This is a genomic window from Mesorhizobium sp. BR1-1-3, from assembly GCF_020165455.1.
GTDB classification, from domain to species: Bacteria; Pseudomonadota; Alphaproteobacteria; order Rhizobiales; family Rhizobiaceae; genus Mesorhizobium; species Mesorhizobium ciceri.
The window spans coordinates 212035-237356 of record NZ_JAIUIC010000003.1 but is presented as its reverse complement, the minus strand read 5'-3'; the positions used below and the strand labels follow the sequence as shown (position 1 = coordinate 237356).

21 protein-coding genes are annotated in these 25322 nt (G+C 63.1%); 10 read left to right on the top strand and 11 right to left on the bottom strand.

The window, feature by feature from the left end; genetic code table 11:
- Window positions 1-27 precede the first annotated feature (27 nt).
- Together LB559_RS08310 and LB559_RS08305 are read left to right on the top strand one after the other, a co-directional pair.
- A complete protein-coding gene (locus LB559_RS08310) occupies window positions 28-1176 on the top strand; it encodes an acyl-CoA dehydrogenase family protein (protein ID WP_224673756.1) in 1149 nt (382 codons plus the stop codon).
- A gap of 63 nt (window positions 1177-1239) precedes the next feature.
- Window positions 1240-1635: a RidA family protein gene (locus LB559_RS08305; RefSeq protein ID WP_224673755.1), complete on the top strand. Its 396-nt coding sequence runs from the start codon at window positions 1240-1242 to the stop codon at window positions 1633-1635.
- 24 nt (window positions 1636-1659) lie between these two features.
- Here LB559_RS08305 and LB559_RS08300 read toward each other — a convergent pair whose 3' ends face one another.
- The gene (locus LB559_RS08300) at window positions 1660-2751 is read right to left on the bottom strand and encodes an LLM class flavin-dependent oxidoreductase (protein ID WP_224673754.1); all 1092 of its coding nucleotides are present in this window, start codon (window positions 2749-2751) and stop codon (window positions 1660-1662) included.
- Window positions 2752-3256: 505 nt separating this feature from the next.
- On the opposite strand from LB559_RS08300, the gene LB559_RS08295 reads away from it, so the two are divergent.
- The 3 genes from LB559_RS08295 to LB559_RS08285 all read left to right on the top strand — a co-directional run bounded on the left by LB559_RS08295 (window position 3257) and on the right by LB559_RS08285 (window position 6204).
- Complete coding sequence (locus LB559_RS08295; protein ID WP_224673753.1) at window positions 3257-4054, top strand: ABC transporter substrate-binding protein; 798 nt, start codon at window positions 3257-3259, stop codon at window positions 4052-4054.
- Window positions 4055-4205: 151 nt separating this feature from the next.
- Window positions 4206-4880: an amino acid ABC transporter permease gene (locus tag LB559_RS08290; protein WP_013527987.1), complete on the top strand. Its 675-nt coding sequence runs from the start codon at window positions 4206-4208 to the stop codon at window positions 4878-4880.
- Between the two features lie 49 nt (window positions 4881-4929).
- On the top strand, window positions 4930-6204 hold the full coding sequence (locus tag LB559_RS08285; RefSeq protein ID WP_224673752.1) for a cysteine desulfurase-like protein: 1275 nt from the start codon (window positions 4930-4932) through the stop codon (window positions 6202-6204).
- An 85-nt stretch (window positions 6205-6289) separates the two neighbouring features.
- Here LB559_RS08285 and LB559_RS08280 read toward each other — a convergent pair whose 3' ends face one another.
- The 5 genes from LB559_RS08280 to LB559_RS08260 form a co-directional block, all read right to left on the bottom strand.
- Window positions 6290-7120, bottom strand: a complete 831-nt coding sequence (locus tag LB559_RS08280) for a dipeptide ABC transporter ATP-binding protein (protein ID WP_013527989.1) — start codon at window positions 7118-7120, stop codon at window positions 6290-6292.
- The gene (locus LB559_RS08275) at window positions 7120-7974 is read right to left on the bottom strand and encodes an ABC transporter ATP-binding protein (protein ID WP_224673751.1); all 855 of its coding nucleotides are present in this window, start codon (window positions 7972-7974) and stop codon (window positions 7120-7122) included. Before LB559_RS08275 ends, LB559_RS08280 begins: the two co-directional genes overlap by 1 nt.
- 2 nt (window positions 7975-7976) lie before the next feature.
- Window positions 7977-8831: an ABC transporter permease subunit gene (locus LB559_RS08270; RefSeq protein WP_224618710.1), complete on the bottom strand. Its 855-nt coding sequence runs from the start codon at window positions 8829-8831 to the stop codon at window positions 7977-7979.
- Between the two features lie 70 nt (window positions 8832-8901).
- Window positions 8902-9909, bottom strand: coding sequence for an ABC transporter permease subunit (locus LB559_RS08265; RefSeq protein WP_063169936.1), 1008 nt, complete (start codon window positions 9907-9909; stop codon window positions 8902-8904).
- A gap of 50 nt (window positions 9910-9959) precedes the next feature.
- Window positions 9960-11552, bottom strand: a complete 1593-nt coding sequence (locus LB559_RS08260) for an ABC transporter substrate-binding protein (RefSeq protein WP_013527993.1) — start codon at window positions 11550-11552, stop codon at window positions 9960-9962.
- Between the two features lie 453 nt (window positions 11553-12005).
- Here LB559_RS08260 and LB559_RS08255 point away from each other — a divergent pair, with 453 nt between their 5' ends.
- A complete protein-coding gene (locus tag LB559_RS08255) occupies window positions 12006-14012 on the top strand; it encodes a long-chain fatty acid--CoA ligase (protein WP_224673750.1) in 2007 nt (668 codons plus the stop codon).
- Window positions 14009-14746, top strand: a complete 738-nt coding sequence (locus tag LB559_RS08250) for a class I SAM-dependent methyltransferase (protein ID WP_224673749.1) — start codon at window positions 14009-14011, stop codon at window positions 14744-14746. Before LB559_RS08255 ends, LB559_RS08250 begins: the two co-directional genes overlap by 4 nt.
- A 359-nt stretch (window positions 14747-15105) precedes the next feature.
- Here the strand turns inward: LB559_RS08250 and LB559_RS08245 are convergent, their stop codons facing one another.
- Window positions 15106-15828, bottom strand: coding sequence for an HAD family hydrolase (locus LB559_RS08245; protein ID WP_027161818.1), 723 nt, complete (start codon window positions 15826-15828; stop codon window positions 15106-15108).
- Window positions 15829-15833: 5 nt separating this feature from the next.
- Window positions 15834-17477 (bottom strand): glucose-6-phosphate isomerase, encoded by a 1644-nt coding sequence (gene pgi, locus LB559_RS08240; protein WP_224673748.1) that lies wholly within the window; start codon window positions 17475-17477, stop codon window positions 15834-15836.
- A gap of 323 nt (window positions 17478-17800) precedes the next feature.
- Between pgi and LB559_RS08235 the strand changes: the two genes are divergently transcribed.
- From LB559_RS08235 to LB559_RS08225, 3 genes are all read left to right on the top strand, one after another.
- Window positions 17801-19294 (top strand): PLP-dependent aminotransferase family protein, encoded by a 1494-nt coding sequence (locus LB559_RS08235; protein ID WP_024503382.1) that lies wholly within the window; start codon window positions 17801-17803, stop codon window positions 19292-19294.
- A gap of 191 nt (window positions 19295-19485) precedes the next feature.
- Complete coding sequence (locus LB559_RS08230) at window positions 19486-21075, top strand: trimethylamine methyltransferase family protein (RefSeq protein ID WP_224673747.1); 1590 nt, start codon at window positions 19486-19488, stop codon at window positions 21073-21075.
- A gap of 62 nt (window positions 21076-21137) precedes the next feature.
- On the top strand, window positions 21138-22367 hold the full coding sequence (locus tag LB559_RS08225) for an aromatic ring-hydroxylating oxygenase subunit alpha (protein ID WP_063169932.1): 1230 nt from the start codon (window positions 21138-21140) through the stop codon (window positions 22365-22367).
- 146 nt (window positions 22368-22513) lie between these two features.
- Here LB559_RS08225 and LB559_RS08220 read toward each other — a convergent pair whose 3' ends face one another.
- From LB559_RS08220 to LB559_RS08210, 3 genes are all read right to left on the bottom strand, one after another.
- Window positions 22514-22912, bottom strand: coding sequence for a hypothetical protein (locus LB559_RS08220; protein WP_082827526.1), 399 nt, complete (start codon window positions 22910-22912; stop codon window positions 22514-22516).
- 64 nt (window positions 22913-22976) lie between these two features.
- The gene (chrA, locus tag LB559_RS08215) at window positions 22977-24365 is read right to left on the bottom strand and encodes a chromate efflux transporter (protein WP_224673746.1); all 1389 of its coding nucleotides are present in this window, start codon (window positions 24363-24365) and stop codon (window positions 22977-22979) included.
- Entirely contained in the window at window positions 24362-25180 is an 819-nt protein-coding gene (locus LB559_RS08210; protein ID WP_224673956.1) for a chromate resistance protein ChrB domain-containing protein, read from the bottom strand. The genes chrA and LB559_RS08210 overlap by 4 nt, the downstream gene beginning before the upstream one ends.
- Between the last annotated feature and the right edge of the window lie 142 nt (window positions 25181-25322).

Below are 25322 nucleotides of genomic sequence, written 5' to 3'. Positions count from 1 at the left end.
CGCAAGGCCTCAATAGCGGGGCCACCAATGCCTGATCGTTCCTTCCTCTCCTGGCCGTTCTTCGAAGACCGCCATCGCGAACTAGCCGAGCACCTCGAGGCATGGTGCACGACCAACCTCCCAGTCGATCACCATGATGTCGACGCCGCCTGCCGCGAGCTGGTCAGCAAGCTCGGCCGAGACGGCTGGCTGAAGCCGACGGCGCTCGACACCGACAACCCGGGTCCCCTCGACGTCCGCACTTTGTGCATCACGCGCGAGACGCTCGCCCGCCATGACGGGTTGGCCGACTTTGCCTTCGCCATGCAAGGGCTGGGCACCGGCGCGCTCAGCCTGTTCGGCACGGTGGAGCAGCAGCAATGGCTTTCGAAGACGCGCGCCGGCAAGGCGATATCAGCCTTCGCCCTGTCGGAGCCGCGCTCGGGATCAGATGTCGCCAACACGGAAATGACGGCGACCCGCGACGGCGATAGCTACGTTCTTACAGGCGAAAAAACCTGGATCTCCAATGGCGGCATCGCCGACCTCTATGTCGTCTTTGCCCGCACCGGCGAGGCGCCGGGCGCCAAGGGACTTTCCGCTTTCCTCGTGCCTGGCGACGCCAGGGGCCTTGGCATCGCCGAACGGCTCGAAGTGATCGCGCCGCATCCGCTGGCGCGGCTGTCTTTCGACCGGGTCCGCCTGCCGGCCACCGCACAGATCGGCAAGCCAGGCGACGGCTTCCGCATCGCCATGTCGGTGCTCGATGTGTTCCGCTCGACCGTCGGTGCGGCGGCACTCGGCTTTGCCCGCCGCGCACTGGATGAAAGCATCAAACGCGTGGCCGAGCGCAAACTGTTCGGCGCGCCGATGGCCGAATTGCAAATGGTGCAGGGGCACATCGCCGACATGGCGCTCGATGTCGATGCGGCGGCGCTGCTGGTCTACCGCGCCGCCTGGACCAAGGACATGGGTGCTGCCCGCGTCACGCGCGAGGCGGCGATGGCCAAGCTGTTTGCCACCGACAAGGCGCAAGAGGTCATCGACAAGGCCGTGCAGCTGCACGGCGGCGACGGCGTCCGCAAAGGCCACATCGTCGAAAGCCTGTATCGCGAAATCCGCGCGCTGCGCATCTATGAGGGTGCCTCCGACGTGCAGAAAGTGGTGATTGCGCGGCAAGTGATGGGCGCGGCCTGACGGCGGCAAATTGACGAGCGTTCGATTTTGAAAATTGGGTTTTGGAATACCGGGAGGTTTTGAATGCACAGGATTCTGCAGCCCGAAGGCTGGGCAAAACCTGTCGGCTACGCCAATGGCGTCGCGGCACACGGGCAGATCGTCTTCGTCGGCGGACAGGTCGGCTGGAACGGGCAATGCCAGTTCGAGACCGACGATTTTGTTGGCCAGGTGCGGCAAACGCTTCAGAACATCGTCGCGGTGCTGGCGGAAGCCGGCGCGGGGCCGCAGCACATCACCTCGATGACCTGGTACTTCACCGACAAGGCCGAATACCTTGCCAATCTCAGGGGTATCGGCGAGGCCTATCGCGAGGTCATCGGCCGGCATTTTCCGGCGATGGCCGCCATGCAGGTGGTGGCGCTGGTCGAGGATCGCGCCAAGGTGGAAATCCAGGCAACTGCCGTCATTCCGGAATAAATTATTGGCTGCCTCAGGAATAAATTATTCGCGAAGCCCCGCCTGCCTCAAGATCGGCAGCACGTGATCGCAGAAATAGGGTAGCTCCTGCGTGTAGTTGACGAAGGACAGCGCGATGCCCTGGTAGCCTTGTCCGGCAATGGCGACCATGTCGGCGGCGATCGTTTCCGGCGTTCCGATCAGCGGGTAGGTGCCGGCGCCGCCGGCGAAACGCTGCCGGTAGCGGTCATAGGCGTGCGGGTCGTGCGATTGCGAGAATTCCTTCTTGCCGGCCATGTGGGCATCGACGGCGTCATGGTCGGCCATATCGACGGCGTAGCGCGTGTAGTAGGCCTGCGCCTCTTCCATCGTCGGGCGGCAGACGACATGCGCCACGGTGTAGACGCCGACATCGCGGCCTGCCTTATCGGCCCGCTCGCTGATGTCGGCGACATGCTTGCCGGCATCGCTCATTTCCGAAAATGTCGTGAACAGATAATCGCACCGGGCGGCAGCGAAATCGCGGCCCGGCCCGCCGAAGGCGGCGTTCATGGTCACGGGGCGCGGAACCTGCAGACTGGCCGGCCGGCTGACAGCCTCCTTGAGGCGGTAATAAGTGCCTTCGTAATCGAGCGGCTCGGCCGACGCATAAAGCTTTTCCAGGATTTCGATCCATTCGGCCGCCTGATCGTAGCCCTTCTCGACCAAAGGCGTGCCGAACATGCCGAATTCCTTCGGGTTCCAGCCGCAGACGATGTTCAAGCCCGCGCGGCCCTGGCTAATATGGTCGACCGTCGCCAGCGCCTTGGCGGCATAGAGCGGATGCACCAGCGGCACATGCACGGTCATGAACAGGCCGATCTGCTCGGTGGCCATGGCGAGTGCCGCCGCCCAGGTGAAGGTCTCGAACGACCATTCGCGCACCTTGTTGCGGCCGCCGAAGCCGCGCCAACGCGCGATCGGCAGCATGAACTCCAGCCCGGCGCGGTCGGCGATCTGGGCTGCGGTCACATTGTCCTGCCAGCTCGCCGCCCAGCGCTCCGGCACATCGGTGATGGCAAGCCCGCCATCGGCATTGGTCGAAAAGACGCCAAGCTTCAGTCTGTTCGAGCCGTGCAAAGGGTGTGGTTTGTTCACGTCGCGACCTCCCGGCGAAGATCGCACGCTAGGCCCGCGCGGAAATATTTCAAGCCTGAAATAGCTTGGCGTCACCATCGCTCGCGGGTATCGGTTCCAGCGGGCCGCACCGTGTCCACCACGCAACGGACATCGCAGCTTTTTAAGCTTAAAACTTTCGCCTTGAAAAGCGCCGCACTTTGGATAAGCATTCCGGAGTCGATGGCGATTGCCGTGCCGGACGGGCTTGCCGGCCAGTCCATCGAGCAGACCAGTCCATCGTGCCGGCCAGTCCATCGTGGGTGCTCCGGGTGGGAGTCTCAGTTCTTGTCGTTCATACTGCCCCAGTCATCATCCAACACGCGCCATGCCTTCGATGACGTGTGCGCGGATTCGCGGTCTGCAACACACAACATCGCCAACCGTGACCGCATGGTCGCTGCCTTGAATTGACGCCCTGCCTGAAGCGGGGCGGCAAATAACCGTGCGGGAGCAACCCGCCCGATCAACAACAGAGGGAACACAAATGAGCTTCACGCGTCGCAAACTGCTTCTTCTCGCCGCCGCCATCGGCATCGCCGCCGGCCCCGCCACCGCTTATGCCGCGGATGTGCTCAATGTCGGCGCCTACCCGACCAACCCGCCCTTCGAATTCAAGAACGAGAGCGGCACTTTCGAAGGCTTCGAGGTCGACATCGTCAACGAAGCCGCCAAGCGCATCGGCATGACCACCGACATCGCCGATCTCGGCTTCCAGGCGCTGTTTGCCGCCACCACCTCGAAGCGCATCGACGTCGCCATCTCGTCGATCACCATCACGGCGGAGCGGCTGAAGTCACAGTCGTTCACGCAGCCCTATTATGATTCCGATATGGGCATCGCCACCAAGGCCGACAGCCCGATCAAGGCCGAGGCCGACCTCAAGGGCAAGATCGTCGGCGTGCTGTCCGGTTCGACCGGCGAAACCTGGGTCAAGGCGCATCAGGAAGCCGACGGCTTCAGCGACGTGAAGGGCTACGACACGCAGCAGAACCTGCTGCTCGACCTCAGCGCCGGCCGCGTCGATGCGGCAGTCAGCGACATTCCGGGCATGGAATATTCCTTCACCAAGATGAAGGACCTGGTGGTCAAGGAGCGCATCAAGACCGGTGAGCAATACGGCCTGATGATGACCAAGGACCACCCGCTGCTCGGCAAGCTGAACGATGCGCTGAGCGCGATGAAGAAGGACGGCACGCTGGCCGCGATCCACAAGAAGTGGTTCGGCAGCGACGCGCCCGCCGACTCTTCGACCATGAAGGAAATGCCGCTGCCGAAGGCCTGAGCTGAAAGCTGCGGTAACATCGTGCCGGCTTTCCAGGCCGGCACGATTCTTTCACGCCTGGCCGCCGGCTTCTGCCGCAGATCTCCTGCCCTCGGCGGGCCCATCGAGTTTAACGTGAGCATTCTTTGCTCTGGGGTTCGGGAACGCTCCCATGTCGCTGATCGACACCTTCTTCAACCCCGACGTCATCATGTCCAGCCTGCCGGCGCTGCTGCGCGGCTTCCTGAACACGCTGCTGCTCGGCATTTTGAGCATCGGCATCGGCATCCCCATCGGCCTGGGGATCAGCCTGGTGCGGCTCTATGCGCCGAAGCCGCTGCGCTGGCTCGCGGTCGGCTACACCGACATCTTCCGCGCCCTGCCGGTGCTGGTCGTGCTGATCCTGATCTACTATGCGCTGCCCTTCCTCGGCATACGCCTATCGTCCTGGGCATCGGCGGTGACAGCCTTCGCCTTCATCATGTCGGCCTACTCGGCCGAGGTGTTCCGCTCCGGTATCGAAAGCATTCCGCGTGGCCAGTTCGAGGCGTCGCAGGCGCTTGGCCTGCCGTTCCTCCTGACCTTGCGCAAGGTGGTGCTGCCGCAAGCGATCCGCGTCGTCATCCCGCCGATGACCAGCAACTGCGTCTCGATGTTCAAGGACACCTCGCTCGCCTCCACCGTGGCGCTGCCGGAACTCTTGAAGGAAGCGACCAACGCGCAGTCGCTCTACGCCAACCCATCGCCGCTGATCGGCGCCGCGCTTGTCTATCTCATCTTCCTCTGGCCGATGGTCCGCCTCGTCAGCCTGCTTGAAGAGCGCTTCAAGACCGAAAAGAAGCGCTGACCTCGCCAACCGATCCCACCCCGTCCAAGCCCTCCGCAGGAGCCTACCCGTGAATAAGCATCAAACCGACAATGCGAATGCCACCGCGTTCCCCGTCGACACCATTCGCGCCATGTTTCCAGCCTTGCAGCGGGCCGGCGATTTCATCTTTTTGGACAACGCCGCCGGCGCGCAGATCCCGCAGAGCGTGCTCGACGCGGTGACCAATCATCTGGTTTCGTACAATGTGCAGCGTGGCGGCCGCTATGGCCGCAGCGTCACCGTCGACCAGTCGGTCGCCGATGCGCGGACAAGCGTCGCTCTGCTCATCAACGCCTACAGCCCGGCGGAAATCTGCTTCGGCATGAATGCCACCTCGTTCATCCGCCTGGTCAGCCTCGGCATCGGCCAGATGCTGCAGGAGCGCGACGAGATCGTCGTCACCGACATGGACCATGACGCCAACATCGCGACTTGGCTGGCGCTGGAATCGGCCGGTGCGAAATTCAAATGGTGGCGGATGCGCGAGGACGGCAATCTGCATGTCGACGATCTGCGTCCGCTGGTTTCGGACCGCACCCGCCTGGTCGCCTGCACGGTCACGGCGCACTCGATCGGCTCGATCGTCGATGTCGCTTCGGTGGCCAAGATCGCGCATTCGGCCGGCGCCGAAGTGTTCCTCGACTGCGTGCATTACGGGCCGCATGGACTGATCGACGTGCAGGCCTGGGACTGCGACTATCTCGTCTGCTCCGGCTACAAGAATTTCTCGCCGCATATGGGCTTCCTGTGGGGGCGCTTCGAGACGCTGAAGCGGCTGCCGACCTTCCGCGAGGATTTCATCCCCGACGAGCCGCCCTACAAGGTCGAGGCCGGCACCTTCATCTACGAGAACGTCTCCGGCATGGATGCCGCCGTGCAATACCTGGAACTGATAGGCCGCAATCTGGCGCCGTCCAACAACCGTTCGCGGCGCGACAACATCGTTGCCGGCATGGGCGCCATCCGCGACTATGAGCTGGTGCTGGCGCGTGAGATGCTGGCCGTGCTGAAAGGTTGCGGCGCGACCATCTACGGCGTTTCCGACGAGGCCCGGATCACCGAGCGCGTGCCGACCTTCTGCTTCAACATCGGCAAATTGTCACCACAACGGATCGTCGAGGAAATGGCCGAGATGCAGATCGGCATCCGCGACGGCCACATGTACGCGCCACGGCTGATGAAGCGTCTCAATCTCTCGATGGATAGCGGCGCCATCCGCGCCTCGCTGGTGCATTACAATACAGTCGAGGAGATCCATAAAGTCGGCGAGGCGCTGCGCGCCATCATCGCCAAGCTGTCGTGAGAGGCGGCCTCTCCAGCGTCGTCATCCATGGGCGGAACAAGGGAGCGTAGCGACACAGTGCAGACCCGAGGATGACGAAGAGACGTTAAGCCGCTTTCTTCTTCGCCAGCCTCGCCTTGATCGACGCGACGTCGGCGCGCGGTGTCGCCGCGAACAGCGTCCGGGTGTAGCTGTGCTTGGGATCGGCAAAGACCTCGTCGCGCGAGCCGTATTCCACCGCCTCGCCGAAATACATCACCATCACATCGTCGGCGATGTAACGCACCACGGACAGATCGTGGCTGATGAAGACATAGGTCAGCTGGAACTCATCCTGCAGGTCGGCAAGCAGGTTGAGCACCTGCGCCTGCACCGACAGATCGAGCGCCGAGACCGGCTCGTCGAGCACCAGCAGGCTCGGGTTCAGCATCAGCGCGCGGGCAATGGCGATGCGCTGACGCTGGCCGCCGGAAAACATATGCGGATAGCGATTGTAGTGCTCGTGGCCGAGGCCAACCTTCTTCAGCATCTTCATCGCAAGGTCGCGCCGCTCGGACGCCGGCTTGTCGGTGTTGATCAAAAGCGGCTCGCCCAGCACGTCGCCGATCTTCTGGCGCGGATTGAGCGATCCGTAGGGGTTCTGGAAGACGATCTGCACCTTGCGGCGCATCTCCTTGGTCAATCCGCCCTTGGCGATGTCAACCTTGTTGCCGTCGATGAACAATTCGCCCGATGTCGCCGGATCGATCAGCGTGATGATGCGGGCAAGCGTTGACTTGCCGCAGCCGCTTTCGCCGACAATGGCCAGCGTCTTGCCCTTGTCGACCTTGAACGAGACGCCCTTGACCGCGTGCACGGTGCGCGGCCCGGTGAACAGGCCGCCGCCGATGTGGTAGTCGCGGACGATGTTCTTGCCTTCGAGAACCGTGGTGCTCATCAGGTGGCTCCCGCAGCAGAAGGCGCCGGCTCGAACATCATGTCGGAAACGGTCGGCAGCCGGTCGCCGACGGCGTTTTCCGGCAAGGCCGACAACAGCGCCCGCGTGTAATTGCTCTTTGGCGATTCAAACAGCGACAGCACGTCGGCCTCTTCCATCTTGCGGCCCTTGTACTGGACGATGACGCGGTCGGCGGTCTCGGCCACCACGCCCATATTGTGGGTGATCATGATCAGGCCCATGCCGTATTTGGCCTGCAGCGAAACCAGCAGATCGAGGATCTGCTTCTGGATGGTGACGTCGAGCGCCGTGGTCGGCTCGTCGGCGATCAGCAGTTTCGGATTGCAGGCAATGGCGATGGCGATCATGACGCGCTGGCACTGGCCGCCCGACATCTGGTGCGGGAAGGAACTCAGCCGCTCTTCAGGGTCGGCGATGCCGACCAGCTTCATCAGTTCGATGGCACGCGCCCGGCGCTGGGCGCGGTCCATGCCCATGTGGAAGCGCAACACCTCCTCGATCTGGAAGCCTACGGTGAAGCACGGATTGAGGCTGGCGATCGGCTCCTGGAAGATCATCGAGATGTCCTTGCCGACGATCTTGCGGCGTTCGGACGGGCTGAGCTTCAGCAGATCGATGCCGTCGAAGGCCATGCGGTCGGCCTTGACGGTTGCCGTGTTGGGCAACAGCCCCATCACCGCCAGCATCGACACCGACTTGCCGGAGCCGGACTCGCCGACGATCGCCAGCACTTCGCGCGGCTCGATCGAGAGGTCGATGCCTTGCACGGCCATGAACGGTCCGGCTGCGGTGTCGAAGGAAACGGTGAGGTTCTTGATCTCGAGCAGAGACATGCTCACGACCTCTTCAGCTTGGGGTCGAGCGCGTCGCGCAGACCGTCGCCGATCAGGTTGATGGCAAAGACGGTGATCAGGATGGCGAGGCCGGGGAAGGTCACCACCCACCAGGCGCGCAGGATGAACTCGCGCGCTTCGGCCAGCATGGTGCCCCATTCCGGCGTCGGCGGCTGCGCGCCCATGCCGAGGAAGCCAAGGGCCGCCGCCTCGAGGATGGCGTTGGAGAAGGACAGCGTCGCCTGCACGATCAACGGCGCGATGCAGTTTGGCAGGATGGTGACCAGCATCAGCCTGAGATGGCTGGCGCCGGCGACCTTGGCCGAGACGACATATTCGCGGGTCTTTTCGGCCATCACGGCGGCGCGGGTGAGCCGGGCGAAATGCGGCTGCAGCACGAAGGCGATGGCGATCATGGCGTTGACGAGGCCGGGGCCGAGCACCGCGACCAGCACCAGGGCCAAGAGCAGCGACGGGAAGGCCAGGATGATGTCCATGATGCGCATGATCAGCGTGTCGACCCAGCCGCGGCAGTAGCCGGCGAGCAGGCCGAGGATGACGCCTGAAATCAGCGCTGACGTGACAACGACGAAGCCGATGGCGAGCGAGAAGCGCGAGCCGTAGATCAGGCGCGACAGCATATCGCGGCCGACGGCGTCGGTGCCGAGCAGGAACTGCGCATTGCCGCCCTCCTGCCAGGCCGGCGGCGTCAGGAAGAAGTCGCGGAACTGATCGTCCGGCGAATGCGGCGCCAGCAGCGGCGCGAAAATGGCGATCAGGATCAGCAGCGCGAAGACGAAGAGCCCGATCACCGCGCCCTTGTTGACGGAGAAGTAATGCCAGAACTCGCCGAACATCTGCAACCTGGCGTCCTGCGGCTTGACGACGGTCGCCGCTTCGATGGTAGCGGGGCCTTCATTGCTCATGTCAGTTGGCCCGGATGCGTGGGTTGATGACGGCGTAGAGCACGTCGACGATGAGGTTCACCGACATGACGATCAGCGCGATCAAAAGCAACCCGCCCTGCACGGTGAAATAGTCGCGCTTGGAAATGGCGTCGATCATCCATTTGCCGATGCCGGGCCAGGAGAAGATGCTCTCGGTCAGGATGGCGCCGGTGAGTAGCGTGCCGACCTGCAGGCCGATGGTGGTGACGACCGGGATCAGCGCGTTGCGGAAGGCGTGCAGGCCGATGACCCTACGCGGCGCCAGGCCCTTGGCGCGCGCGGTGCGGACATAGTCCTCACCCAGCACCTCGAGCATCGCCGAGCGCGTCTGCCTCGCGATGACGGCGAGCGGAATGGTGCCGAGCACGATGGTCGGCAAGATCAGGTGCGACAGCGCCGAACGGAAGGCGCCCTTCTGGCCCGAGATCAGGGAATCGATGGTCATGAAGCCGGTCACCGGCTTGAAGAAGTAGAGGAGGTCGATGCGGCCTGAAACCGGCGTCCAGTGCAGCATGCCGGAGAACACGATGATCAGCAGCAGACCCCACCAGAAGATCGGCATGGAATAGCCGGCCAGCGCCGTGCCCATGGTCAGTTGGTCGAACCAGGAGCCGCGGCGGATGGCAGCGAAAATGCCGGCGGCCACACCCAGGATGACGGCAAAGATCATGGCGAAGATGGCGAGCTCGACCGTTGCCGGAAAGCGGACAAGGAAGTCCTTGAGCACCGGTGTCTTGGTGGAAAACGAGGTGCCGAAATCACCGCCGAGGATGTTCGTCAGATAGGTCAGATATTGTTGCCAGATCGGCAGGTCGAAACCGAACTGGTGCATGAGCGCCGTGTGGCGTTCGGGCGACAGGCCGCGTTCGCCCGCAAGCACCAGCACCGGATCACCGGGCAGGATGCGCACGAAGCCAAAGGCGAGGATGGTTATCCCGATGAAGGTCGGGATGATGAGGGCGAGCTTGCCGAGGATATAACGCAGCATGGCGGGCGAGTGGGGGCGTCACCACATGGTGGCGCCCCCGTTTCGCAACCTTATTCGGCGATATCGACGCCGTCGAAGCGGTGGATACCGAGCGGATCCATCGCAAAGCCGGTGACGGTCTTCTGCATCGGCATGAACACCTTGGAGTGAGCGAGCGTCGCCCAGGGTGCCTGTTCCTTGAAGATGACCTGTGCCTGTTCATAGAGCTTGGTGCGCTCGGCCTGGTCCGAAACGGTCTTGGCCTTGTTGATGAGCGCATCGAAGTCCTTGTTGCACCATTCCGCGCGGTTGTTCGAACCGACGGAAGCGCAGCTCAGGAGCACGCCGAGGAAGTTGTCCGGATCGCCATTGTCGCCGGTCCAGCCGACGATGACGGCGCCGTCGTGATCGACCGCGGAAGCGCGCTTGAGGTATTCACCCCAATCGTAGCTGACAATCTCGACGGTGACGCCGACCTTGGCGAAGTCCGCCTGGATCAATTCGGCGGTGCGGCGCGCGTTCGGCATGTAGGGGCGCGACACCGGCATGGCCCAGACGTTCATCTTGAGGTCCTTGACGCCGGCCTCTTCAAGCAGCTTCTTGGCTGCATCCGGATCGTACGGATCGTCCTTCACTTCCTTGTTGTAGGACCACATGGTCGGCGGGATCGGGTTGACCGCCACCTGGCCGGCACCCTGGAAGACCGCGTCGATGATGGCCTTCTTGTTGATGGCCATGTTGAGCGCCTTGCGCACGCGCACGTCGTCGAACGGCTTCTGCTGGGTGTTGTACATCAGCGCGCCGACATTGAGGCCTTCCTGCTCCTCGACCTTCAGGTTCGCATCGGCCTGCAGGCCGGCGATGTCGGCCGGTGCCGGGTACGACATGATGTTGCATTCGCCGGCCTTGAGCTTCTGTGCGCGCACGGCCGGATCGGTGGTGATGGCGAAGACCAGATCGTCGATCTTCTGCTTGCCGCCCCAATAGTCCGGGTTGGCCTTGTAGCGGATGGCGGCGTCGGTCTGGTAGTCGACGAAGATGAACGGGCCGGTGCCGATCGGCTTCTGGTTGAACAGCTCAGGCGTCTTGTCGGCCTGCAGCTTGTCGGCATATTCCTTGGAGACGACGGAGGCAAAATCCATGCCCAGCGTCGGAATGAAGGTGATCGCCGGCTCCTTGAGGGTGAACTTCACCGTCAGGTCATCGACCTTCTCGACCTTGGTGATGTTGTCGCCGAACTGGTCATTGTAATACTGGTAGGCAATGCCCGGAATGTACTGGAACCAGGGACCGTTCTTGTCGACCTGACGTTCGAACGAGAACACCACGTCGTCGGCGTTGAAGTCGCGCGTCGGGGTGAAATAGTCGGTGGCGGCGAACTTGACGCCCTTGCGCAGCTTGAAGACATATTCCTTCCCATCGTCGGAGATCGTCCAGCTTTCGGCCAGGCCCGGCGAGGTCGTCGTCTTGCCGTGATCGAATTCGACGAGGCGGTTGAAGACGGTGCGCGAGGACGCGTCGAACGTCTGGCCTGCGGTATACGGCGCCGGATCGAAACCTTCCGGCGAAGCTTCCGCGCAGTAGACCAGAGTTTTCGCATTGGCCATGCCGCCCAGGACGCTTGCAGCCAGCAACGCGGCTGCAAAAGTCAGCTTCTTATTCATTGAGCACTCCCTGATGTTCTTCCAAGCCCCTCTATCAGGCTCGCGAAGCGCGCATATAAGCACCGTTTTTCCGGCTTTGGAACACCCCGTTTGCTTACCCCGCGGGAAGCAGGAAAAAAATCCGCAACTTTGCCAAATTGCAGAAAAAATTAGCCGTTTCTTCCGTTCACGAGATTATTAACAGCCGAATTTTTTTATTGATCGCCAGGCTGACGATATAAATGTTCCCGGCGCTTCCGAGCGGCCGTGGGATGCGTCAGGACACCGCCTGGAGCGCTGGCGGCGGCAAAGACTTTCGACGGCAAATCTTTCGCCGCGTTGCCGCAAGGGCAAGACTTGCACGCTCACCAAGGGAGGCAATACATAGGGTGTAGCGGCCGCAGCGGAGGGCGCCCTTGCCAATTCAGGGGCGAGTGCGGCACGGATGAACAAGACTTGTCCAGGGAGGAACGGTTGGCAAAAGCATCAAGGACGACGGCGCCGGTGAAAGCGGGAGCCAAGGCGCCGTCGAAAGCAGCCGGTACTGCCAAGCCGAAAGCACCCGTTGCCAAAGCCGCCAAGCCGAAGGCGGCCGCGGCACCTGTAAGGGCAAGCACAAAGCCGGCGGTGAAAGCCCCGGCCAAGGCTGCGGCCGGAAAGACGGCGCCGGGGCGTAAAGCGGGTGCGGCAAAGCCCGCTGCCAGGCCGGCCTCGAAGGCCGCGGCGGCGGTGAAGGCCCCACCGGCGGCAAAGCCGGCCGACGCCACCGCCAACCGATTGCCGAAAGCATTGACGGCGCTGGCCGCCGGCTTGCCGGAAAAGCCTTGGCTCAAGAGCTATCCGAAAAACGTGCAGGCCGAGATCGGCGCCCTGCCCTACAGCTCGATCGGCGATTTCCTCGTCGCGGCCTGCAAGCAGTTTTCCGCGCAGCCGGCCTTCACCTGCATGGACAAGTCCATCAGCTACACCGATGTCGAGCGGCTGTCGGCGGCCTTCGGCGCCTACCTGCAATCGAAGGGCCTGCAGAAAGGCGCGCGTGTCGCGCTGATGATGCCGAACGTGCTGCAATATCCGGTGGCGATGATGGCGATCTTGCGAGCGGGTTATGTGGTGGTGAACATCAATCCGCTCTACACGCCGCGCGAGCTCGAACACCAGCTGAAGGATTCCGGGGCGCAAGCCATCGTCATCCTGGAGAACTTCGCGAACACCTTGCAGGCGGTGATCGCCAGGACCGCAGTCAAGCATGTGGTGGTCGCCGCGATGGGCGACATGCTCGGCGGGCTGAAGGGCACAATCGTCAATTTCGTCGTGCGCCGCGTGAAGAAGATGGTGCCCGCCTGGTCGCTGCCCGGCCATGTCAAGTTCAATGCCGCCATGAAGGCCGGCGCCGGTTTGGGCTTCAGGCCGGCCAAGGTGGAAGCCGACGATGTCGCCTTCCTGCAATATACGGGCGGCACCACGGGCGTCTCGAAGGGCGCCACGCTGCTGCACAGCAACGTGCTCGCCAATGTGGCGCAGAACGCGCAGTGGATGGAGGACGCCTACACGATCAAGCCGAAACCCGCGCACCCCAACTTCATCTGCGCGCTGCCGCTCTATCATATCTTCGCGCTGACGGTGAACGCGCTGATGGGCATGCAGCAGGGCGCCCGCAATGTGCTCATTCCCAATCCGCGCGACATCCCAGGCTTCGTCAAGGAATTGCAGAAATATCCGGTGCACATCTTTCCCGGCCTCAACACGCTGTTCAACGCGCTGCTCAACAATGAGGATTTCCGCAAGCTCGACTTCAAGCCGCTGGTGCTGACGCTGGGCGGCGGCATGGCGGTGCAGAAGGGCGTCGCCGAACGCTGGAAGGCGCTGACCGGATGTTCGGTCACCGAAGGCTACGGCCTCTCGGAAACCTCGCCGGTGGCCACCGCCAACAAGTTCACCGCCGGCGACTTCACCGGCACCATCGGCTTGCCGCTGCCCTCGACGGAGATCGCCATCCGCGACGAAGACGGCAACAATTTGCCGCTCGGCGAGGTCGGCGAAGTCTGCATCCGGGGGCCGCAAGTGATGGCGGGCTACTGGAACCGGCCGGATGAGACCGCCAAGGTGATGACCAAGGACGGCTACTTCAAATCCGGCGACATGGGCTTCATGGACGAACGCGGCTACACCAAGATCGTCGACCGCAAGAAGGACATGATCCTGGTCTCGGGCTTCAACGTCTATCCCAACGAGCTCGAGGAAGTCGTGGCGATGCATCCGGGTGTGCTCGAAGTGGCGGCGATCGGCGTGCCGGACGAGCATTCGGGCGAGGTGCCGAAACTGTTCGTGGTCAGGAAGGATCCGGCGCTGACCGCCGAGGCACTGACCGCCTTTTGCCGCGAGAACCTGACCGGCTACAAGCGGCCCAGATACATCGAATTCCGCACCGAACTGCCGAAGACGCCGGTCGGCAAGATCCTGCGGCGAGCGCTGCGCGAATGATTGCAGCCGTCGGCGCGGATGCCGTAGATGCACCTTGCCGTCCTGACCCGGCAGAGTTCATCAGGACGAACATGCGCCTCGCCCCGGTGCCGTCGGTGCCTGAGATCCAGCTTTTTACACCGCACCCGGCCAGTGGCCTGAGACGGCTTACCGATACGCACCAAAGCGCTGACGACGATGACGACACGATCGAGGCGGACAACAATGGACCTGAGCCGCAGCCGCCTTACTGGGCTTATGTGTGGGCCGGCGGCGCGGTGCTTGCGCGCCATATACTGGATCATCCGCAAACGGTAGCCGGTCGCCGCGTGCTCGACCTTGGTGCCGGCTCCGGCCTTGTCGGCATCGCCGCCGCCAAGGCCGGTTCGCGCGAAGTGATCGCCGCAGAGATCGACCGTAACGGCGTTGCCGCGATCGGCCTCAATGCCGCGGCCAACGGCGTCGAGATCGCCATTGTCGACAAGGACATTACCACGGGTCCCCCGCCGGCGGTCGAGCTCGTGCTTGCCGGCGACGTGTTCTACGGCCCTGAGGTTGCTCTGCGGGTTATCCCGTTCCTCGACCGCTGCCTGGCGGCCGGCATCGAGGTGTTGGTCGGAGATCCCCGCCGCAACGACCTGCCGCTGTCCCGGCTGCGATTGCTCGCCGAATACAAGGTGCCGGATTTCGGCGACGCGAAGGGGGCTGCGACGAGGCTTAGCGGCGTCTTTTCGTTTGAGGAGGGAGCGCGCTGACGCCACAGAGCAAGCCTAAATTCTACTCATTGTGGACAAACATCGAGGGCAGAAAATAGATTCGACTAGCCGTTGGTCGGAGAAGTCGAGTGGCGTGGATTAAAGTTGTTCAACGTATCGGTTTCACAGTTTGCCCAAAATGCGAAAATCGGGGCTTCGATCTTCAGCCAGGCGAAGACATCGACAGCGCAAAGCGCCAAGATCAGGTGCGGCAAATGCGGGTACGTTTGTTCTGCTGATGAGTGGCCCATTGTGTCCGAAAACAAACCAGAAGCTCGATAGTTTTCATGGACTGCTCCCCCATCTCGGCCATTGGCAGAAAATCCCGAGGTGAATCGAGTTTGACCTAGCCTTTCCCGTCAGATCGTCTCCCTGACCCGCGCCGAGAGAAAATCCGGCAGGTCGGCGACCGAATCCAGAACCACATCGGCAATGCCGGCCAGCGATTCGCGGGTGCCGGTGCCGGAGAGCACGCCGATCGCCAGCCCGCAGCCGCCAGCACGTGCCATTTCGAGGTCGTGCCGGTTGTCGCCGACCATGGCGATTTCCGCCGGCTTGAGGCCGGTGAGATCGCTAAAGGCCTGGATGGTGTCGGGCGCCGGCTTCGGATTGGCCACCGCGTCGTAGCCATAGGCCGCGTCGAACAATTGAGCGACGCCGAGCGTGACCAGCGTCTTTTCCGCGCCGCTGGTCGAATCGTTGGTGGCGACGCCAAGCCGGTAGGATTTCCTGTGCAGTGCCGTCAGCGTATCGACGATGCCCGGCAGCGCCACAGCCATCGCCGAGCCTTGCACGGAGGTGATCTCGTTGAAGCGGGCAACCGCAAGCATCTGGTCCTCGTTGGACAGGCGCGGGAACCACAATTCGACGACGTCGAGATTGGTGCCGGAGGCAAAGATGGAGTCCGGCTTGAAACGCTTGTTGGCGAAATCGAAGCCGGCAGCGGCCAGCAGCCTGTCGGCTTTCCAGCGATCGCCTTCCGACGCATCCATGGCCATGAAGTCGGCAACGCCGAGCCAGGTGGCGTTGAAGTCGACAAGCGTGCCGTCCTTGTCGAACAATATTCCCTTGATGTCTGCCAAGCTTTTCACTCCGAGCCACGCAAATGCTGGATGAATCCCACAAGGCCAGCGGTCGATGCATCCCGATTGGCGGCACTTTCCTTGCCCTCCACGACAGGCAACAGGCCGGTGGCCAGTTCCTTGCCGAGTTCGACGCCCCACTGATCGAAGGAGTTGATGTTGAACAGCGTGCCCTCGACGAAGACGCGGTGCTCGTAGAGCGCGATCAGCCGGCCGAAGGTGCGCGGGTCGAGCTTTCTGTAGAGGATGGTGACCGAGGGACGGTTGCCCGAGAAGACGCGGTGCGGCGCGATCTTGTCGACCTCGGCCGGCTTCATGCCCGTGGCCAGCATCTGGGCGCGCGCCTCGTCCAGCGTGCGGCCCTTCATCAGCGCTTCCGACTGCGCCAGGCAGTTGGCGAGCAGCAGATCATGCTGGTGCTTGAGATCGGGCTCGTGGCCGACGGCCGCGGCAAGGAATTCGACCGGAATGAAATCGGTGCCCTGGTGCAGCAGCTGGAAGAAGGCATGCTGGCCGTTGGTGCCGGGCTCACCCCAGACCAGCGGTCCGGTCGGCGTCGTCACCGCCGTGCCTTCGAGGGTGACGCTCTTGCCGTTCGATTCCATGTCGAGTTGCTGCAAATAGGCCGGCAGCCTGGACAGGCGCTGGTCGTAAGGGATGACGGCGCGCGCCGGGTAACCGCAGATCACGCGATGCCACCAGCCGACCAGTCCCAGCAGCGCCGGCAGGTTCTCCTGCACCGGCGCGGTGCGGAAATGCTCGTCCATCTCATGCGCGCCATCAAGGAAGGCGCGAAAATTCCGCGGGCCGACAGCGATCATCACCGGCAGGCCGATGGCGCCCCAGAGCGAATAGCGGCCACCGACCCAGTCCCAGAAGCCGAAGACGCGATCGGGCGCGATGCCGAACTTGGCCACAAGGTCGAGCGCGGTCGAGACGGCGGCGAAATGCTTGCCGACCGCTTCCTTGCCGAGCGCCTTCTCCACCCAGTCGCGCGCCGTCTGCGCATTGGTCATCGTCTCGACGGTGGTGAAGGTCTTGGAAGCGATGATGAAAAGCGTGGTCTCGGCGGAGAGGCCCTTCAGCGTGTCGTGGATATGGGCGCCGTCTATGTTGGAGACGTAATGCGCGCGCGGCCCGTCATGATAGGGCGCCAGCGCCAGCGTCGCCATGGCCGGGCCGAGATCGGAACCGCCGATGCCGATGTTGACGATGTCGGTGATCTTCTTGCCGGTGGCGCCGGCCGCCTTGCCCGAGCGCACGGCATCGGCAAAGGCGCCCATGGCGTCGAGCACGGCGATGACGTCCGCCTTGACGTCCTGGCCATCGACGGTGACGCCCTTGCCGGTCAGGTTGCGCAGCGCCGTGTGCAGCACGGCACGGTCCTCGGTGACGTTGATCTTCTTGCCCGCGAACATGGCGGCGCGGCGGCCTTCGAGATCGGCGGCCTGCGCGAGCTTTTCCAGCAGCTCCATGGTGGTCGCGTCGACCGCGCACTTCGACCAGTCGAGCAGCAGATCGCCGTCGGTGGCGGAGAATTCCACGAACCGCTTGGGATCGGCGGCGAAGGTCTGGCGCATGCTGGCGGGCGCCGCCGCGCGGTGATCGCGCAAGGCGGCGAGCTGTTTTTGAAAGGACGATTGATCCACTGCCAAACTCCGAGACCTCGAGCCATCATTACGGACCGGATGTTTCCGGCGCGTGTCGTCGCGACAATCTATCGGGCCGAACTCCACCCGTATCAATGCGCAGCGATGACGCACACCCTCACGCCGCCATGACGCACGATGTCATCGCCGGGATGAAGCGCCGCGTCACCCCACGATGCCGCAACGCGGCATCAAAAGGACGTGAAGGATCACTGGCATAAATCCCAACGATCAGAAAAATTGATTGGCGCAACCCCTTGTGCCACGGTTACGTTCGGCTGGTCCAGCCAAACGAAAAAGGCTGGCCATCGAGGAAATCTCCCATGCCACAGCGAAACGACACGGCGATATGGTCCGGCCTGTTCCGGATTTCGGCCGAATCCGGCCAAACCCTGCAGGCGCAGATCCGCCAGGCTATCGTAGCCGCCATTCTCGACCGCCAGATCGCCGCTTCGATGCCGCTCCCTTCCTGCCGCATCCTGGCCGAAAAACTCGGCGTCGCGCGCGGAACCGTGGTGCTGGCGTTCCAGCAGCTCGTCGACCAGGGTTTCCTGGTGGCGCGCGAGCGGCGTGGCCATTTCGTCAATCCCGATGTGCTGGCGACACCGGCCAAGCCGCACCAGAAGGCGCCCGACCAGGCCAATGAGATCGACTGGAAGGCACGCCGCAAGATCGCCGCAAGCGACATGCCGCCGCCGGCCAAGCACGAGAACTGGATCAAGTCGTCCTATCCTTTCGTCTACGGGCAGTTCGACCCGGCGCTGTTCCCGACCGCTGAATGGCGCGAGTGCAACCGCATGGCGCTTGCCGTGCTGGAAATCCGCAACTGGGCGTCCGACATGGTCGACCGTGACGATCCGCTGCTGATCGAGCAGATCCAGGCGCGGCTCCTGCCCCGGCGCGGCATCTTCGCCAATCCCGACGAGATCATCGTCACGCTGGGCGCCCAGAACGCGCTCTACATGCTGGCGACGCTGCTGATGTCCAAGGGCTCCAAGGTGGCGATGGAGGACCCCGGTTACCCCGACGCGCGCTCGATCTTCCGCCTTGCGGGCGCAGAGATACAGCCGGTGCCGGTCGACCAGTCCGGCATCGTAACTGCTTCTATTCCCAATGATTCCGGCTTCGTCTTCGTCACGCCCAGCCATCATTGCCCGACCATGGTGCCGTTGTCGGCGGAACGGCGGCAGGATCTTCTGGCGCGCGCCAACCGCTACAACCAGATCATCATCGAGGACGGCTATGACAGCCAGCTTCTCGACGAGGCACCGCAGCAAGCGCTGAAGAGCCTCGATCGTTCCGGCCGCGTGGTCTATGTCGGCTCTATGTCCAAGACGCTGGCTCCCGGCCTGCGGCTCGGCTACATCGTGGCGTCCGCCGGACTGATCGCGGAGCTCCGGGCGCTGCGCCGCTTCATGCTGCGTCATCCGCCGGCCAACAATCAGCGCGCCGTCGCACTGTTCCTGTCGCTCGGCCACCACGAGGCGCTGGTGCGGCGGCTGTCGTCAGCCTTCGACGAGCGGCGCAAGCGGCTGGTCCATGCGATTTCCGCCTTCCTGCCGGAATGGCGTTCGACCGATTCGGCCGGCGGTACGTCGCTGTGGCTCGAAGGGCCGCGCGGCACCGATTCGCGCGGGCTTGCCGAGGCAGCGGCCTCGCGCAGCGTCATCATCGAGCCAGGCGACCGCTTCTTCGATCGCACTGAAAAGCCTTCGCGTTTCATGCGGCTGGGCATCTCGTCGATCGCGCTACAGCACATCGAGCCAGGCATCCGCGAACTGGCCACGGCCGCCGGACGCAGACCCGCGGCCGCCTGATCCATCATCGACCTCTCGTGACCGGAGCCGCTCGCAGCGGCTCCGGTATTTTAGTTCTGGCACATGGAACTGAGCCAGCTGGCCCATAGGATGGGCCAGTGCCGGCGGCATAGTCGGCGTCATCAGGGGAAGAAGCAGGCCGATGGTGGACCAACCGCCACGAGTTCCTGCCGACGAAGTTGGAGTGCTCCATGCCAGTGGCTGTCGAACAGCAGGACACGCCGGCGAACCGTCGTCCACAACGCTCCGGTCTTCGCGAAACAGGACATGCCATGCGATCATCTCCCCTGGTGGAGGATACCAGACCACAGCACAAGGCCATCGAGGGCGGCGGCTACGGGCCGCTTCGCGGGGATGACCGCGAGCGTATCCACGAAGGCGTGCTGACGCTTCTGGAGACAGTGGGTTTCGCCAACGCCATTCCTTCCTGCATAAAGGTGCTGACCAAGGTGGGGGCGATCCATGGCGACGATGGCCGGGTCCGCTTTCCGCGCGCGCTCGTGCTCGACACCATCAAGCGGGCGGCACGACATTTCACGCTTCATGGCCAGGACCCCAGGCACGACATGGTGGTCCAGGGCAAGCGCGTGCACTACGGCACGGCAGGCATCGCCGTGCACCTGGTGGATATCGAGAAACGCGAGTACCGCGAGTCCAAGCTGCAGGATATTTATGATGCCGCCCGCATCGTTGACGGGCTGGACAACATTCATTTCTTCCAGCGGCCGATGGTGGCGCGCGACATCGCCGATCCGCTCGAGATGGATTTCAACACGCTTTATGCCTGTGTGATGGGAACATCGAAGCACGTCGGAACATCCTTCACGGTGCGTGAGAACGTGAAGCCTGCACTTGAAATGCTGTACGCCATCGCCGGAGGCGAGGAGAATTTCCGCGCCCGGCCATTCGTTTCCAACTCCAATTCATTCGTCGTGCCGCCGATGAGGTTTGCCGAGGATGCCTGCGGCGTGCTCGAGGCCTGCGTCGAAGGCGGCATCCCGATCCTGCTGCTGTCGACCGGCCAGTCGGGCACGACGGCACCCGCGGCGATGGCCGGCGCCGTCGTGCAGGCAGTGGCCGAAGTGCTGGCCGGCCTGGTCTATGTCAACGCGCTCAAGCCCGGCCATCCGGCGATCTTCGGCGCATGGCCGTTCATGTCCGACCTGCGCACCGGCGCCATGGCCGGCGGGTCGGCCGAGCAGTCGGTGGCAACGGCGGCCTGTGCCCAGATGGCGCAATTCTACGACCTGCCCGGTGGCTCCGCCGCCGGCATGACGGATTCGAAATTGCCCGACATTCAGTCCGGCTACGAAAAGGGCATCACCAATGTGATGGCCGGCCTCTCCGGCCTCAACCTCGTCTATGAGGCGGCCGGCATGCATGCCTCGCTGCTCGGCTTCTGCCTGGAGAGCCTGGTCATCGACAACGACATGCTCGGTCATTGCCTGGGCTGCGCGCGTGGCATCGACGTGACTGACGAGGCCCTGTCGATCGACAGCATCGCGGAGGTCTGCCTCAAGGGTCCGGGCCACTATCTCGACAACGAACAAACGCTCAAGCTGATGCAGACCGAGCACTTCTATCCTGCCCTCGGCGATCGTTCCTCGCCGAAGGAATGGAACGAAAAAGGCCGGCCTGATATATTGCTGCGTGCGATCACCGAGAAGAAGCGCATTCTTGCCGAACGATTTCCGCGCCATGTGCCAAAACAGGTCGACGACAGATTGCGTGCCCGTTTCGGCAACCTGATCCACCTGCCGCGCACGCATATGGGCGGCTGACCGGAGACAAGTCTCGTGCAGCCATACAGCCATACACGACCAACCATCGGGCAGAACGACAAATGAGTGTGCATCCTATCCAGCAAGCCCCCACCGACGGCGACGCGATCGATCGGCTGGTGGCATCTCATCGGCCAGGCCACGGCCTGGTGCGTGCCTTCTATCATGACCCGGCGATCTTCGAGCGCGACATGGAACGGGTCTTTCGCCGCCACTGGCATTGCCTGGCCCACGCCAGCGTTATCCCGAACCCCGGCGATTTCGAGCTGTTCAAACTGGGCGACGAGGCGGTCATCCTGACACGCGGCATGGATGGCACCGTGCATGCCATGCTCAACGTCTGTCGCCACCGCGGTGCCGAGGTCTGCACCAAGCAGAAGGGCAACGCGAAGATGTTCGTGTGCCCCTACCACGCCTGGGCCTATTCCAATGACGGATCGTTGCGCGCTGCCCGCCTGATGCCGAAGGATTTCGACCGCACGGCGCACGGGCTGAAGAAGCTTCATGTCCGCGTCGCATCCGGTCTGGTCTTCATTTCCTTCGCCGAGACGCCGCTCGATTTCGATCCTATCGAACAGTCGCTGCGAACGAGCTGCGGCCAGTATGGCTGGGGCGACGCCAAGGTTGCGTATCGTCAGTCCTATCCGCTCGACGCCAACTGGAAGCTCGCCGTCGAGAACTATGTCGAATGTTACCATTGCGGGCCGGCGCATCCGGAATATTCGCAGACGCATGCGCTGGAAAAGCCGGCAGAAATGATCGAGCAGCTCAATGCGGCGATGGAGCAACGCACCTGCGCGCTCGGCATCGAGATCGGCAGCGCCAACCGCTGGCAGAACTCGGCGGCCGGCCAGGAAGCAATCCACACCTTCCGCTATGCGCTCTATGACGGCGTTTCGAGCGGCAGCCAGGATGGATCGCCGGTGGCCCCGCTGATGGGACGCTTCTCCGACTATGACGGTGGCGTCACTTCCATCCATCTCGGCGGCACGACCTTCCTCGTATGCTATCCCGATCACGGCATGATCTACCGCTTCATCCCGAAAACGGCTGGCACCTGCGAGATGGAGCTGATCTGGCTGGTGCGCGGCGACGCGGTCGAGGGCCAGGATTACGATCTGGAGAAGCTGACCTGGCTGTGGAAGATCACCACCGAAGAGGACAAGAAGATCATCGAGCACACCGCGCGCGGCGTGCGCTCGCACTATTTCGTGCCCGGACCTATCGCGCCGATGGAATACAACGAACTGCGCTACATCGGCTGGTATCTCGAGGAGATCAGCCGGGCCTGAACGGCTCGGCTGCCTTAGAGCATTCACCGTTTCACGGAAACGGCGATCTGCTCTAACTCTTTGTTTTGACGCAATTCTAGACGGAAAACCGCTCACACTTTTCCTAGAATTGCTCTAGGAGAATCAGGCAGATCTTGCCTTTCGCGTCATTCCGCGCTGAGCCCGTATCGGTCGACGACTTCGGGGTTGATGAGCTTGGCATGCAGCGTCATCAGCACGATCTGCGCGTCGAGGCTGTCACCGGCTTCAAGCGCCGCCTCGATGCGGCGCTCGGCTCCCAGCGCCCGCTCATGGCCATTGGCTTGCTCGAAGGTTTCGGGACCCGCGATGCAATAGCTGCATAATTGTGCCACCGACGCATAGGTGCCCGGTGGCGGCTCGTCGGGCCAGCGATCCTTCATGAGATTGACGAGGGTAAGCTTCACGCCCTCCGGCACAAGGGCTGGATGCAGATCGGCGCCGCGCAATGCATCGTCGAGCTGCCTCAAGTCGCCCGAACGGCCGAACACTCCGAGGAAGCCGAGGGAAGATCGCCGTCCGGCCATGATGTTTCCTTCCATTTCCAGCCCACTTAGGTGGTGGGCAAGCGGATTGCAAAGGCGGTGCTGTCTAACCAGCCGCCGCCAGCAAGATCCCTGCAAGGGCGGATAGCGCGAGTGTCGGCAGCATGCCGACTTTCAGCTTCAGGATGGCGACCATGGCGGCCACGGAAAGCAAGGCCGCGCGCCAGTCGATCGACGAAGGCACCGGCACGTTCATGCCAAGGCCCGTCGCGTGCACCTCACGGAAGATGACGTGCAAGGCAAACCATAGGGCCAGATTCATAATTACCCCGACAACGGCGGCGGTGATCGCGCCCAGTGCGGCCGACAGTGCCTTGTTGCCGCGCAAGGCCTCGATGTAGGGCGCACCGAGGAATATCCAGAAGAAGCAAGGCGTGAACGTCACCCACAGAGTGAGCAAAGCCCCCAGCGATCCGGCAACCAACGGGTCCAGCGAGCCGGAATGGCGGAACGCGGCGATGAAGCCGACGAACTGCAGCACCAGGATGAGCGGCCCTGGCGTCGTTTCGGCGAGCCCAAGGCCATCGACCATTTCACCCGGCGCCAGCCAGCCGAAGGACTGGACGGCTGCCTGTGCGACATAAGCGAGGACCGCATAGGCGCCACCGAAGGTGACGACAGCCATGAGACTGAAGAACCGGCCTATCTCGGTCCAGACGCTTGCAGAGCCGGTGAACCACCAGATCAAAAGAACAGGCCCGAGCCAGAGCGGCAGCCAGATGGCGACGGTGCGCGGTGCATGCCATCTGGTCGGTTTGACATGGGCCAGTTCGCCACGCTCGAACATCAGGTCGACCGCTCCCTTGAAGTCGGCAACATCGTCCTTGCCATGGGCCGAGCCGGAAAACAGGGCGGGAGCAATGCGATCCCCCAGCCATCCCGTCAGGCCGGCTAGCAGGACGATGAGCGGAAAGGGCACATTCAACGCATAGATGGCGATGAACGCCGCGACCGCGATCGACACCATGACCCGGTTCTTGAGGGCACGCCGGCTGATCCGGACCACCGCCTCGACGACGATGGCAAGCACAGCCGCCTTGACCCCGAAAAATAGCGCCGCGACAAGCGGCACGTCGCCATAGAGGACGTAGAGGCTGCTCAAGGCGAGCATGACGAGCGCGCTCGGCAAGACGAACAGGATGCCGGCGACAAGGCCGCCGGCCGTCCTGTGCAGCAGCCAACCGATGTAGATGGCGAGTTGCTGGGCTTCCGGGCCAGGCAGCAGCATGCAGTAGTTCAGCGCGTGCAGGAAACGCCGCTCACCGATCCAGCGCCGCTCCTCGACCAGTTCCTTGTGCATCAGCGCGATCTGCCCGGCCGGACCGCCAAAGCTGAGCAATCCGATTTTCGCCCAGACCTTCACGGCCTCGGTGAAGGTCGGTGCAGCCGGCACCGGGACGGTTCCCGCCTTATTGTCCGGGACAAGAGCGGTCACGACGGCTTACCCGCAGCCGGCCAGTTGTGCGTTTCTTCGGTGGCGTCGCGACACCAGCGGAAGAACGCGTCGTAGAGCAGCATGCCTGCTTCCAGTTGTTCCAGATCGTCGCGGTACATACGCGACAAACCAAGCGAGGCAGCCAGAAAGCCGGCCGCCTGAGGCACCAGGTCGAGGCTTGCAGTGTCGGCCGCCCGCACGATTGCAGCGAGGCGATCGAGCGCCACGGATTCCAGCCCGAACTCCTCGATCATCGTGTCGAAGGTGCAGCGCTCGCCGCGATGGCTCCAAAACACATTGTCGATGTCGAACGGCACGGCCTGAAAGCGGTCGGCAACAGCCAACACTTCAGCGGGTTCGACGAACAGGAACACCGCGTCGGGGTCGACGAAACGCCGGATCAGCCACGGGCAAGCGATGCGGTCGACCTTCGGGCGCGATCGCGTCACCCAGACGGTGGCGCCCTTTTCATTGCGTGGCGGCATCTTGGCGGTGCGGGCCAAAAGCCCTCCGGCATCGCGCCAGGCCTCAAACCCGCCTTCGAGAGATTCAGCTGATATCCCCTCATGGCGCAGCCATGCGGCCACGCCTTGCGAGAGCTTTTGCCCCCTCTGGCAAACGACGGCCACCGGCTTGCCGGCGAACGTGGCCGCCCAGGTTGAAACGGTTTTGAAATCGCGACGGCACGACGCCGGCAACAGCCGCGGATCGGCGTCGAAATCTTCATCTATGCGAACATCGACAATGACTGGGGCGCCCGGCAGACCTATGAGCCGGGACAATTGCGGTACGGTGATAGCGGTTGTTGACGGCATGGCGTCCACCTCCTGAAAAGAGAAGCTTGGACGCGAACGTTGGGCTGACGCCTCACGGGGTCGTCGCGATGCACCCCTTGTCATGATGGTGGATTTGTTGGGCGCGCTTGTCAAGGACGGTGGCCGTTCTCGACCTACCCGG

Bases quoted from the DNA above. Each gene is read 5' to 3' on its own strand.
- LB559_RS08310 (WP_224673756.1), top strand. From the start codon at position 28: ATGCCTGATCGTTCCTTCCTCTCCTGGCCGTTCTTCGAAGACCGCCAT.
- LB559_RS08305 (WP_224673755.1), top strand. From the start codon at position 1,240: ATGCACAGGATTCTGCAGCCCGAAGGCTGGGCAAAACCTGTCGGCTAC.
- LB559_RS08295 (WP_224673753.1), top strand. From the start codon at position 3,257: ATGAGCTTCACGCGTCGCAAACTGCTTCTTCTCGCCGCCGCCATCGGC.
- LB559_RS08290 (WP_013527987.1), top strand. From the start codon at position 4,206: ATGTCGCTGATCGACACCTTCTTCAACCCCGACGTCATCATGTCCAGC.
- LB559_RS08280 (WP_013527989.1), bottom strand. From the start codon at position 7,120: ATGAGCACCACGGTTCTCGAAGGCAAGAACATCGTCCGCGACTACCAC.
- LB559_RS08275 (WP_224673751.1), bottom strand. From the start codon at position 7,974: ATGTCTCTGCTCGAGATCAAGAACCTCACCGTTTCCTTCGACACCGCA.
- LB559_RS08270 (WP_224618710.1), bottom strand. From the start codon at position 8,831: ATGTTCGGCGAGTTCTGGCATTACTTCTCCGTCAACAAGGGCGCGGTG.
- LB559_RS08265 (WP_063169936.1), bottom strand. From the start codon at position 9,909: ATGCTGCGTTATATCCTCGGCAAGCTCGCCCTCATCATCCCGACCTTC.
- LB559_RS08260 (WP_013527993.1), bottom strand. From the start codon at position 11,552: ATGAATAAGAAGCTGACTTTTGCAGCCGCGTTGCTGGCTGCAAGCGTC.
- LB559_RS08250 (WP_224673749.1), top strand. From the start codon at position 14,009: ATGATTGCAGCCGTCGGCGCGGATGCCGTAGATGCACCTTGCCGTCCT.
- LB559_RS08235 (WP_024503382.1), top strand. From the start codon at position 17,801: ATGCCACAGCGAAACGACACGGCGATATGGTCCGGCCTGTTCCGGATT.
- LB559_RS08230 (WP_224673747.1), top strand. From the start codon at position 19,486: ATGCCAGTGGCTGTCGAACAGCAGGACACGCCGGCGAACCGTCGTCCA.
- LB559_RS08225 (WP_063169932.1), top strand. From the start codon at position 21,138: ATGAGTGTGCATCCTATCCAGCAAGCCCCCACCGACGGCGACGCGATC.
- LB559_RS08220 (WP_082827526.1), bottom strand. From the start codon at position 22,912: ATGGCCGGACGGCGATCTTCCCTCGGCTTCCTCGGAGTGTTCGGCCGT.
- LB559_RS08210 (WP_224673956.1), bottom strand. From the start codon at position 25,180: ATGCCGTCAACAACCGCTATCACCGTACCGCAATTGTCCCGGCTCATA.